Origin of the sequence: Eubacterium sp. CAG:161, from assembly GCF_000432355.1 — a bacterium.
In the GTDB taxonomy this organism is placed as follows: domain Bacteria; phylum Bacillota; class Clostridia; order Lachnospirales; family Lachnospiraceae; genus Eubacterium_G; species Eubacterium_G segne.
Genome location: NZ_HF991828.1, coordinates 1 through 11,309, shown reverse-complemented (window position 1 = coordinate 11,309; position 11,309 = coordinate 1). Strand labels below are relative to the sequence as shown.

9 protein-coding genes and 2 pseudogenes are annotated in these 11,309 nt (G+C 31.7%); 10 read left to right on the top strand and 1 reads right to left on the bottom strand.

All coding sequences use genetic code 11. From position 1 onward, the window contains the following. Positions 1-140: 140 nt before the first annotated feature. Positions 141-497: pseudogene (locus Q5O30_RS00095) on the top strand (hypothetical protein); the annotation flags it as partial. A 348-nt stretch (positions 498-845) separates the two neighbouring features. Beyond that, on the top strand, positions 846-1,724 hold the full coding sequence (locus Q5O30_RS00090; protein ID WP_021951741.1) for a class I SAM-dependent methyltransferase: 879 nt from the start codon (positions 846-848) through the stop codon (positions 1,722-1,724). Between the two features lie 351 nt (positions 1,725-2,075). Here the strand turns inward: Q5O30_RS00090 and Q5O30_RS00085 are convergent, their stop codons facing one another. Further along, entirely contained in the window at positions 2,076-2,597 is a 522-nt protein-coding gene (locus tag Q5O30_RS00085; RefSeq protein ID WP_021951740.1) for a transposase, read from the bottom strand. A gap of 333 nt (positions 2,598-2,930) precedes the next feature. Here Q5O30_RS00085 and Q5O30_RS00080 point away from each other — a divergent pair, with 333 nt between their 5' ends. The 8 genes and pseudogenes from Q5O30_RS00080 to Q5O30_RS00045 all read left to right on the top strand — a co-directional run bounded on the left by Q5O30_RS00080 (position 2,931) and on the right by Q5O30_RS00045 (position 11,251). Further along, positions 2,931-4,688: a sensor histidine kinase gene (locus Q5O30_RS00080; protein ID WP_021951739.1), complete on the top strand. Its 1,758-nt coding sequence runs from the start codon at positions 2,931-2,933 to the stop codon at positions 4,686-4,688. 3 nt (positions 4,689-4,691) lie between these two features. Beyond that, the gene (locus tag Q5O30_RS00075; protein WP_021951738.1) at positions 4,692-6,242 is read left to right on the top strand and encodes a response regulator; all 1,551 of its coding nucleotides are present in this window, start codon (positions 4,692-4,694) and stop codon (positions 6,240-6,242) included. Between the two features lie 120 nt (positions 6,243-6,362). Beyond that, positions 6,363-7,676 (top strand): ABC transporter substrate-binding protein, encoded by a 1,314-nt coding sequence (locus tag Q5O30_RS00070; protein ID WP_021951737.1) that lies wholly within the window; start codon positions 6,363-6,365, stop codon positions 7,674-7,676. Between the two features lie 22 nt (positions 7,677-7,698). Continuing rightward, positions 7,699-8,583, top strand: coding sequence for a carbohydrate ABC transporter permease (locus Q5O30_RS00065; RefSeq protein WP_021951736.1), 885 nt, complete (start codon positions 7,699-7,701; stop codon positions 8,581-8,583). Between the two features lie 9 nt (positions 8,584-8,592). Beyond that, a complete protein-coding gene (locus Q5O30_RS00060; protein WP_021951735.1) occupies positions 8,593-9,423 on the top strand; it encodes a carbohydrate ABC transporter permease in 831 nt (276 codons plus the stop codon). Between the two features lie 198 nt (positions 9,424-9,621). Next, positions 9,622-9,741: pseudogene (locus Q5O30_RS00055) on the top strand (MerR family transcriptional regulator); the annotation flags it as partial. 117 nt (positions 9,742-9,858) lie between these two features. Next, on the top strand, positions 9,859-11,091 hold the full coding sequence (locus Q5O30_RS00050) for an ATP-binding protein (RefSeq protein WP_005360214.1): 1,233 nt from the start codon (positions 9,859-9,861) through the stop codon (positions 11,089-11,091). Between the two features lie 13 nt (positions 11,092-11,104). Continuing rightward, the gene (locus tag Q5O30_RS00045) at positions 11,105-11,251 is read left to right on the top strand and encodes an NUDIX domain-containing protein (RefSeq protein ID WP_370553092.1); all 147 of its coding nucleotides are present in this window, start codon (positions 11,105-11,107) and stop codon (positions 11,249-11,251) included. The last annotated feature ends 58 nt before the right edge of the window (positions 11,252-11,309 follow it).

Below are 11,309 nucleotides of genomic sequence, written 5' to 3'. Positions count from 1 at the left end.
GTGGTATGTCTACTGTATTGGTTCTCTCTGGATGTTCAACGAAGGACACACTCAAAACTTATGCTTATCTTCCGACAATGGTATTGAATGGAGTGGGAGATATCGCCAGTATAGCAAAAGCAAAAGAGAAATAGTGTTCGATAACTGGAAAACGTCATGCATCTCCACATCTTTTCCTTATCACGGAAATAGAACAGGGAATTTTACTTTCTTCTTATGAAATTCCAAAAGGAGAAGATAAAAATACATTTTCATATGATTCTATGAAGAATGTTGATTACTCTAAACTAGAAAAATCTGAAAAATTTAATCCGGCACTTTATCATGAAAAGGACGGAATCTGGGAAGGTGGCAGCACAAGCCAGTTCTCTCCGGTAATGACATTCAAATTTGGGGAAAAGTGTTCCAACAATTTTCTGGAAGTATCGGAAAGCATGGAAGTTAATGGAAAGAGAACTTTTGGATATGATGAACCAATAATTTATAAGCGTGTATAATCAAAGGTCTGCATATTGGGATGAACTTCAGTTTGTAGAGGACTCGATGAATTTGCGTAATATTGGGCGTTACATGAATGTTAATTTAAGAAAATAATATGGTAAGCAAAAGCGGGATAACTTTTCAAATCGTTCTATTGTTGCGTAGGTTATTAGCACTTAGAAGATGAAACATCTTAATTGAAGAATATTTAGGGGCTAATGGAAAATTAAATGTTGAATATGTCACTTTCAAATTATAAGTGGTTTATTGTTTTATAGACAAAACATTCGTTTATTTAGAGTATAAATTATGGTATAATATAGTTGGTCATATTTATAGAGAGAAAGTTAATGTTGGAGGATACTATGAATACAATATGGTCAACTTATGTACAGAAAATAGGAACCCTTTATGACACTCGTTCACTTAGGTTTTCGGATATATATAAGGACAAATATTTAGAGGCTTTTAAAATTGAAGACAGAAGTAATCTTAAATTGTTGGAAATAGGATGTGGGCCAGGTGCATTAGCAGAATCTCTTCGGCGTTGGTATCCAAATATTAATATTTATGCTATTGACAGGGATAGCAATTTTATTAATTATGCTAGTAAAAAAAGTTCGTCTATTTATTTTAGTGAAGGGGACGCAACAAGATTAAAATTCGATAATAATAGTTTAGATGTAACAATTTCAAATACTGTTGCGGAACATATTGAACCATCAAAATTTTATGGTGAACAATATAGGGTATTAAAAAAAAATGGTGTTTGTCTTGTTTTATCGGCTAGAAACGGAATTAATATTTGTTCGCAGTGTGTTATAGAACAATCTGAGTTTGAAAAACAAATTTGGGAACGTGTTGAAAACTATTTCTACGACATTGAAAAAAAATATGATATATGTTTATATCAACAGAATAAATCGGAAATACCACTAAATATGGAAAAAAATGGATTTAAAAATGTAAGTACTGAATATATTACAATTAATTTAACTCCAGACAATCCCATTTATTCTAGAGAAACAGCGTATGCTATGATAAATGCTAATCGTCAAGTTAATATTGATAATATAAATGGATTATCATATATTGCACCTAATATTGTTGATGAATCTGAAATAGAAGAGTTAAAAAGATTAGTCAACAAAAAATATGATTATCGATTAGCACTTTACGATAAAGGAATTAAATTGTGGGATACAAATGTGTCTGTAACGATGATAATTCGAGGGGTAAAATAATTAAGGTTGATTTAAGAGAGAAAAATAAAAATTTCAAATTATGTTAAAGGTAGATGTTTCTATTATATGTGTAATAATTTTCTGGGTGAAAGTTACGAAAGGGGTTGTAAAAAAAGTCCTTAATTAGCAGAGATGCATTGACTATTGCCAATACATCTCTGTTTCTTTATGTTAATTTATAATTATCGTTTATTTTTAGGGTACTTTAATAAGCCCTATGTTAATAAGAGCTTTTTTCGATATATTCAGTTACCGATAGTCAGGCAATAAGCTTCAACCTATTACGTTTATTATGATATTTATAAAGATTAAAAGCACAGGCAATTAACGTTAGTTCCAAATTTACGTTTTCTATGCCTCTTCTGAAGAGTCTTTTATAATTTCATCTATCAGTTCAGAGTCATAACCAAAGACTTTAAGACGATTTCTGGTACAGGATTTCTTCCATACCCACGTATATTTGTTTGCATTAGCCTCAATCTTTGTTCCATCAATGTAAGTATGATTTAAATCGACTTTTTCCTTATCAAATATATATGAATTAATGTCGTTGAATATATCTTCAATGTTTGTTGTAAGTTCATTGCGAATAAAGTTGCCAAAAGTAGCAAAGGTGGGGGCTTTCATTTCATCCAATAAGTACATAAATCTTATGTCATTGTTACACAGTTTTTCGATTTCACGAAGTGAACAATAACCATTTTCCATGAAAGCAAACAGAATAACTTTTAGCAACTTTTCTGCATCACATCTTGGACGACCTGTTTTGTAGCCTTTCCCTTCTACAAAGTATGGTGTTAGGTCGATGCGATCCATTACGTCACAAAAAGTATAGACCGGATCAGAAATATCAATTAATTTTTCGATAACCAATGGTAATTTCAGCTGTTTTACTTTTAGGAGACTTTTTTTTACAGCCCCTTCCTGTTATTTATAAGGATATGTTGAGTATTTTTAAACAAAAAGGTAGATATTTTTACCAATCAGATTTCTTAGTAAAAATTTTAACCTTTTTAAGTCAAAAAAATCAATTGAGACGTTTCAAATAAATTAGTAATATATAATTAACAAGATAAGTACGGAAAAGAAAAAATTATCTAAAAAAAATTTCAATGTCTGGTTTTAAGTTGTACAACCTGAAAAGATAGGCTATAGTTTAGTATAGAAGAATACGGATTTACAAAAAAATTATGGAGCAGAAAAAAGTTGAAAAAAATTATAAAATATTGGAAAAAATCCAAAATAAGAACACAGATTATATTTACATATATATTAATTTTGCTACTATCATTTGTTATGACGTTTTCAATGATATGGGCTGTTAATAATAAGTATACTAAGGAAGAAATCGGAAAAGCAGGTGTTCAGACAGTTAGCGCACTTCATGGAAACTTAGCATTAGTGTTTGAAAATGTTACGCAGCTTTCTACGTATATATATTTTGATGATATTGTACAGGATTCTCTAAGACAAATTAATTCAGCTAATATTGATTTAAATTATCAGAAAAACATAACCAAAAGTCTTTTTAACATGATTTTATCAGGAGATTATGTTTCAGGAGTATATATATTTGATCAATATAATAATTGTTACAGTTCATATAAAAGAACACCAAGAAAAGTTAATAAGTACATCCAGGGAGCTGACTGGTATAAGAAAATGCAAAGTGCCGGTGGCAATGGATTTTTTTATAAGGGAAGTGATGGCACAATAGAATACTATGAAAATAATAACTATTTGTGTTATGTAAGGCAGATTTTAGACAAAAAAGATTATAAGCCTTTAGCAACACTACTTATTACTTTTGATAATACTGTTCTTCAGGGATATTTTAATCAGGTAAGTGAAGATTCAAAGAATCAGTTTTATATTATTGATTCAAAAGGAAATTATGTAATAAAACCTCAGGAGGAAAAAAGAGATTTCAAAAAGTATACGAAAGTAGCAGAAAATATTAATGAAGGATACCAAGAAGTAAAAAATAATGGAGAAGAGTGTATTGTAGCCTGTCAGGATATGGGAATACAGGATTGGAAACTGGTAGGAATTTTTTCAATGGACGATATTACATCTTTTGCACCGTATTATTCAACGATTATTGCAATAATTATGGGAATTAATATTATTTTTGTATTTTTGTGTTCCACGCTACTTACGTATCTTATTTTTAAACCTTTAAGAAAAATAGAAAATCATATGCAGATAGTAGAAAATGGGGAATTTATTACAATGCCTGTGGATGACTATGATAACGAAATAACGAATTTAAGAAAAGTTTTCAATCATATGATTTTATCAGTTAAGGCATTAATGAAGAGAGTAAAGGATGAGGAAAGAATAATTGCAAAAGGAAAGTTAGACATAATTTACGCTCAGATAAATCCTCATTTTTTGTATAATACTTTAGATGCAATTTCGGCATTGGCTTTAATGGAAGAGAATGAAAAATGCTTTCAGATGATACAGGCATTGGGTAACTTTTACAAAAATAGTTTAAACAGTGGACTGGATTATATAAGCGTAGAAGATGAAATCGGTTGTATTGAAAGCTACATTACAATTTTAAACACCAGATATGAAAACCAGATTGCAATTAGCTATGATATAGAAGATGTTGTAAAACATGAAAAAGTGCTTAAATTACTGTTACAGCCGCTGGTAGAAAATGCTGTACATCATGGCTTAAATGGTGAAGGAGGTAATATTGAAATTAAGGTATTTGAGCAGGAAGATGAAATAATTTTCATAGTATCAGATGATGGAGTGGGAATGAGTGATGAAAAAATAGAAGATATACTTGCAGGAAGAACAGTTACCGGAAAGTCAGGATTTGGTTTATATAGTTTAATACAGAGAATTCATCTTACATACGGAATAGAAAATCCTGTAATTATACAAAGTGAAGTTGGTGTAGGAACGGAGATAATTGTCACAATCAAAAAGATTAAAATGGAGAAATAACATATGTTAAATGTATTATTGGTTGACGATGAAAAGTTAGAAAGAGTTTTAATCCGTAAAGGATATAATTGGGAAGAGAACGGTTTTAATATTGTAGAAGAGGCTACATCAGGAAAGGATGCCTTGGAATATATAAACTACCACAATGTTGATATTGTAATTACGGATATTAATATGCCTGGAATGGACGGATTGCAGTTTACGGAAAAATTGCTACAAAAAAATCCTAAATGCAGGGTAGTAATTGTAACCGGATTTCGTGAATTTGAATATGCAAGAAAAGCAATTAAGCTTGGAGTTGACGAATTTCTTTTAAAGCCTGTCAACATAAAAGAAATAAGTGAAGTTATGACTAAAATTAAAACTGAAATAGCAAAAGTCAATGAAGAGGAATCAAAAGTAGCAAAGCTTAAAGAAAGTGCGGAAAAAAATTACGATATATTAAGGGAGAGCTTTCTTCTTAGATTAGTAGAAAATCGTATAGGAGAAGAGGAAGCTACAACAAAATTGGAAATATATAATTGCAGTGATTTAGTTGATGGATGTGTTTGCATAAATGTAAAAATCAAAGATGCCCAAGAAAACCAAAATTATAAAAAAGTGTATGAATTTATACAAAAGCAAAATAATGAGAATAGCCTTTCTTTTATACATTTTATGCATAACATTGTAATGTTTTTCACAAAAACAGACGTAAGTAAATGCATTGATTACGCTAATGATTTGCATAATAAATTAAACAATATGGGAATAACGGCAACTATTGGTGTTAGTAAAAAAAACAGTGAATTTAATGGAATACCGGCAGCATATGGTCAGGCAAACAAAGCTATAGGTGTTTCTGTATTATTAGGCAGAAATAAGGTTGTTACCTTTTCTGAGTATCAGGAAATAATGAAGAAAAACAGTTCAAAAAAGGAAATAGACTGGGATGAATTTTCAGATGCAATAATTAATTGTAGAAGAGAAGAAGTACTAAAATATGTTTCTGATTACACAGAAATAATTAAAGCAGAAAAAATACCTGATGAGGAATATCTTAAATTAATGGCAATGACAATAATCCTAAGGGCAAGCTCTACATTAAACAAATATGGAACAAACATATATCAATTGGCAAGTGAGGAAGAAGTTTTCCAAAATGTTAGGGAAATAAGAACCATAGATGATACATCAGAGTGTGTTATAAAATACATTAAACAGGTTTGTGATTATCATGAAAAAAAGCGTTCAGGTAAGAGAAAAAATGTAATAAAAGATGCACTGGATTACGTTAACAGAAATCTGTATAACCCGGAACTTTCACTTAAAAAGGTCGCCTCCGATTTATACATAAATGACAGTTACCTAAGTAGGGAATTTAAGAAAACATATGGTGTAAGTTTTATTGAATATATTTCCCAGAAAAGAATAGAAGCAAGCAAAAAAATTCTTAAGGAGACGGAGCTTAAAGTGTATGAGGTGGCGGAAAAAATAGGGTTTAAAGACTCCCACTATTTCTGTATTTGCTTTAAAAAGCAGACAGGACAAACAGTAAAAGAATATAGAGCATAGTGTTAAAAAAAGGTTAGAAATTTTAGTAAAATTTTTAACCTTTTTTGGTCAAAATATTAAATTGAGATAGGTGTTGTACTAAAGTATACTTTCAGTATAAAAATTCGAGGAGGAAATAAAATGAGAAAGAATTTATTTAAGAAAGTGTTAGCGGTTACGTTAGCATCAACAATGGCATTCTCTATGGTAGGATGCGGAAACAGTGATAGTAAGAGTGAGGGAAAAAAGGATGACGGAACTATCACATTAAATGTATGGCATCAGTGGTCAAATGACACAAATGAACTTAAGAGTAGATATGAGGAAGCAGTTAAGGCTTACGAAAAAGATAATCCTAATGTAAAAATCAAAACAGAAACATTGGATACTGAAGCATACAAGACAAAGATTAATGCAGAGTTTGCAGGAGATGCAAAGGGCATTGATGTATTCTACTGGTGGGGTGCAGGTACAGCTAAGAAATTAGTTGACGCAGGAAAAGTAATGGCATTAGATGATTACTTAACAGATGATGTTAAATCAAGAATGGTGGAAGGTTCAACATCAGCATTTGAATATGATGGAAAATTATTTTCAGTGCCAATGTTCTCATGGTATATGACATTATTCTGCAACAAAACATTATTTGACAAGGCAGGTGCTAAGCTTCCTGATACATATGATGAATTAGTAGATGCAGTTAAGAAATTAAAAACTCTTGACGGCGTTACACCATTAGCAGCAGGCGCAAAGGACGGATGGAATGCAGCTTTTGTATACCAGGCATTAGCTTTGAGAGAAGTAGGAGCTACAGGTGTTAATGAAATGCTATCAGGTAAAAAAGAATTTGGTGACGAGGGATATAAGAAGGCAGCACAGAAAGTATCAGACTTATACAAATTAGGAGCTTTTGGAGAAAATCCATTAGAGCAGGGAAATGATGACGCCAATGCAGCATTTGAAAACGGCAAGGCAGCAATGAGAATTATGGGAAGCTGGTTTGCGAACAACGTATATACAGATGAAGCAGCAACAGTTAACCCTGAAGAAGTTGTAGCATTAAAGATTCCTATGATTTCTGACGGAAATGGAGAATCAACAGATTACTGTGGTGGTTATGTTGAATCATTCTGGGTAAACAACAATACTAAGTACAAAGAAGAAGCAGCAAAATTCTGTGTTTACATTAATGAAAAAATGGGTGTTGCATCATACGAAACAGGTTCAGGATTCAGTGGATGGACAACAAAAGCTGATGAAAGTAAGTTAAATCCATTATTCATTCAGATTAAAGATTTATTGGCAGAAGGAAAACAGGGTGTTCTTGCATGGGATACATCTTTAGAAGCAGAACCTGCAGCAGTTCATAACGAACAGGTACAGACATTATTTGCAGATGGCGCAGATATAAATGCATTTATTGATGAACATAAAGCGGCAATCAACGGCAAATAAGAAGTAAGAGGTAGGTAGTGTTATGGAAAAAATGCTTGGAAATAAAAAATACATATTGATTTTCATATTACCGGCGCTACTTTTATTTTTAGGATTTACTCTAATCCCATTGATAACATCAGGAGTATATAGCTTTTTTGAATACAATGGGATTGGAAGTAAAACATTTATTGGAATAAAAAACTATATTGAATTATTTACTTCCGACAGATATTTTCCACAGGCGGTAAAAAATTCATTAATATTAGTGGCAGCATCATTATTTATTCAGTTACCAATATCATTAATATTAGCCTTGATATTATCAAAAGGTGTAAAAGGGGATAACTTTTTTAGAACTATATATTTTATACCTGTTGTAATTTCAAGTATGGTTATTGGACAATTATGGCTTAAAATGTTTAACAGTGATTATGGTGTAATAAATACTGTAATAAGACATTTTGTACCGGGATATGAACACTCATGGCTTACAAAAAATGCATTTATGACCGTGTTAATTCCATCTGTATGGCAATATATAGGTTATCACATGATTATTTTTTACGCAGGAATTAAATCAATTTCAACAGATTACTATGAAGCTGCACAGATTGATGGAGCATCAACATGGCAGGTTTATAGAAAAATCACGTTACCTCTGCTGGTTCCTGTAATAAAGACTTGTGTAATCTTTGCAATTACAGGTTCACTTAGAGCCTTTGATTTAGTATATGTAATGACAGGTGGTGGACCAAATCATATAAGTGAGGTTCCGGCAACATTAATGTATAACAATTTGTTTAGAAAAGGATTATATGGTTATGGAAGTGCTCAGGCATTTTTTATAGTAATCGAATGTTTAATATTTACATTTATTGTAAACAGATTGTTTAAAAAAGCAGAACAAAATGTTTCAGCAGTCTAGGAGGGTACAATGAAGAAGAAAAATATTATAGGCAAGATAAAATTTATAGTGTTGCTTTTAATTGCTTTGACTCAGTTGTTTCCCTTATACTGGCTTATAACTTTTTCATTAAAAAGCAATACGGAAATATTTGGCGAGAACGTAATAGGACTTCCAAAAGTTTGGAAATGGGATAATTATATAACAGCATTAAGTTCATCTAACTTAATTCGTTATTTCCTTAATTCAGTTTTTTATTCTGTAGTTACCGTTGTTGTGGCAGGAATAATATCTTCAATGGCAGCATACGCCATTGCCAGAATGACATGGAAACTAAAGAATGCTGTTTATGGATTATTTATGATAGGAATAATGATACCTGCGCAGGCAGCATTACTTCCATTATTCCAGATTCTTGACACCCTTGGGTTAAAGGGAGGTTATCTTGGACTAATGATTCCATATATAGCAGGAGCTCTGCCAATGAGTATCATGATATTAGTTGGTTTCTATAGAGGAATACCAAGAGAAATGGAAGAAGCCGCATATATTGACGGCTGTGGAATATTTAAATGTTTTATTCAAATAATATTCCCAATGGTTAAGCCGGCTATTGCCACAGCTTCAATATTTACACTTCTTGGAACATGGAATGAATTAATGTTAGCCAATACTTTTGTTGACAGTGACCAGTATAGAACACTTCCAGTAGGAATAATGTCACTTGCAGGTCAGTATTCAACAGAATGGGGATTAATAGGAGCAGGTATGGTTATAGCAACATTACCTACTATCATTATTTATTTCTTTTTAAGCAAACAGGTACAGGAGAGTCTTGTAGTTGGAGCAGTAAAAGGGTAAAAATTATAATTTGTTGAGAAAAGAGTTGGGGAGCCCGGCTCTTTTTTCTTTGTATGTTGTAATGTATGGTATATAATAATATTATTAGAATTAAAAAAAGTATTGACCTTCCACCTTATGGAAGCTGTATAAATAAGGCGTATCGATACAGTTATAAGTGAATCGGGTTATTAAAAACAAGAAGATGGAGGCTATCCGGTGAAGATTAAACAGGTTGAAGAACTAGTTGGAATAACAAGCAAAAATATTAGATTTTATGAAAGTCAGGGATTACTTACACCTGAAAGAGCTGATAATGGTTACAGAGAATACCATCAGGAATACATTATTATTACAAAAGCGACTAATCCATATTCTGATTATGGATTAGTCGCTTGAATATTATTTGAAGAATGTTTATAATAATCTTAAATATTGTTTATATGGAGGATCAAAATGTCATATATTGAAAGAAATATTTCACCAATTCTTAAAGATAGAGTACAAAAAAGTAAATGTACTTTAGTCGTTGGTGCAAGACAGGTTGGAAAATCAACATTAATTAAACATGAATTTTCAGAATACAATAGAACTAATTTTGACGATAGATTAACTAGAATACAAGCTAAAGAAGAACCTAAATTATTCTTTTTGAATAACCCATGTCCTCTCTTTATTGATGAAGTACAGAAAGAGGGAGCAATTCTGGAAGAGATTAAACAAATAGTAGATGAATCTGATGAAAGAGGGCAATTCATATTGTCGGGTTCTCAAAAATTAGAACTTATGAAGGGAATTAGCGAATCACTGGCTGGCAGAGTATCAATTTTTGAACTTTCAGGTTTGTCCATGCGTGAAATTAAAAAGATAAAATTTAATAAACATTTTGTGCCTACAGAGGATTATTTGAAAGAGCGTGAAACAGAATTAAAGAAATATGATAACGTATGGGAAATTATTCATAAGGGTTCATATCCTGAATTATACGATATAGATCGAGATTGGCAGGAGTTTTATTCATCTTATGTATCAACATATTTAGAAAGAGACATAAATGAGTTGATTGCTACTGACAGTATTACATTTACAAAATTTTTAACGGCTGTTGCAGCCCGAACAGGTGAGCTACTTAATTATGCAAATATTGCAAGTGACATAGGTATAAGTGAAATGACTGTAAAAAAATGGATATCAATTTTAGAAAGAACAGGGATAGTTTATTTGTTACAGCCATATAGTGCAAGTGCATTAAACAGAGCTATAAAAACACCAAAAATATATTTTAGGGACACAGGACTTGCCTGTTACCTGACAAGATGGTTGACAGCTGATGCACTAAAGAATTCGGCAGTAGCCGGAAATATGTTTGAAACATTTGTTATTTCTGAAATTTTAAAAACGTATTCTAATGAAGGTAAAGATTATCGTTTCAATATTTATTACTATAGAGGTAAGGACAAAAGAAAAACAGGAGAAAATGAAATAGATTTAATTATCGAAGAGAATGGAGTATTATATCCTGTTGAAATAAAAATGTCAGGTAATCCAAAGGCTATTATGGGAGCCACAAATCAGGTCCTTGACAAGATACCTGATAAAAAAAGAGGTATGGGAATTATTCTTTGTCTGATAGATAAAAAAACATATTTAAGAGAAAACCTGATAGCTTTGCCAATTGAGTATATATAGATTATATTTGTTAATGCAACATGATTTACGCAAACATCATGGTGGTGAATGGGAAGTTACAACTGGAGGCTCTGCTTTGCAAGGCGAAAACGGATTGGTAGCAGCAATTAGGGAATTGAAAGAAGAAACAGGCATTGTCATAAGGATAACCTTTATGTGAATAACTGCGTTGCATGTTTTTGGTGGCTTCACGCCATGCCTGAGACACATACTGGCTT

Coding starts and splice junctions, on each gene's coding strand:
- Q5O30_RS00090 (WP_021951741.1), top strand. CDS start 846: ATGAATACAATATGGTCAACTTATGTACAGAAAATAGGAACCCTTTAT.
- Q5O30_RS00075 (WP_021951738.1), top strand. CDS start 4,692: ATGTTAAATGTATTATTGGTTGACGATGAAAAGTTAGAAAGAGTTTTA.
- Q5O30_RS00070 (WP_021951737.1), top strand. CDS start 6,363: ATGAGAAAGAATTTATTTAAGAAAGTGTTAGCGGTTACGTTAGCATCA.
- Q5O30_RS00065 (WP_021951736.1), top strand. CDS start 7,699: ATGGAAAAAATGCTTGGAAATAAAAAATACATATTGATTTTCATATTA.
- Q5O30_RS00060 (WP_021951735.1), top strand. CDS start 8,593: ATGAAGAAGAAAAATATTATAGGCAAGATAAAATTTATAGTGTTGCTT.
- Q5O30_RS00050 (WP_005360214.1), top strand. CDS start 9,859: ATGTCATATATTGAAAGAAATATTTCACCAATTCTTAAAGATAGAGTA.
- Q5O30_RS00045 (WP_370553092.1), top strand. CDS start 11,105: ATGCAACATGATTTACGCAAACATCATGGTGGTGAATGGGAAGTTACA.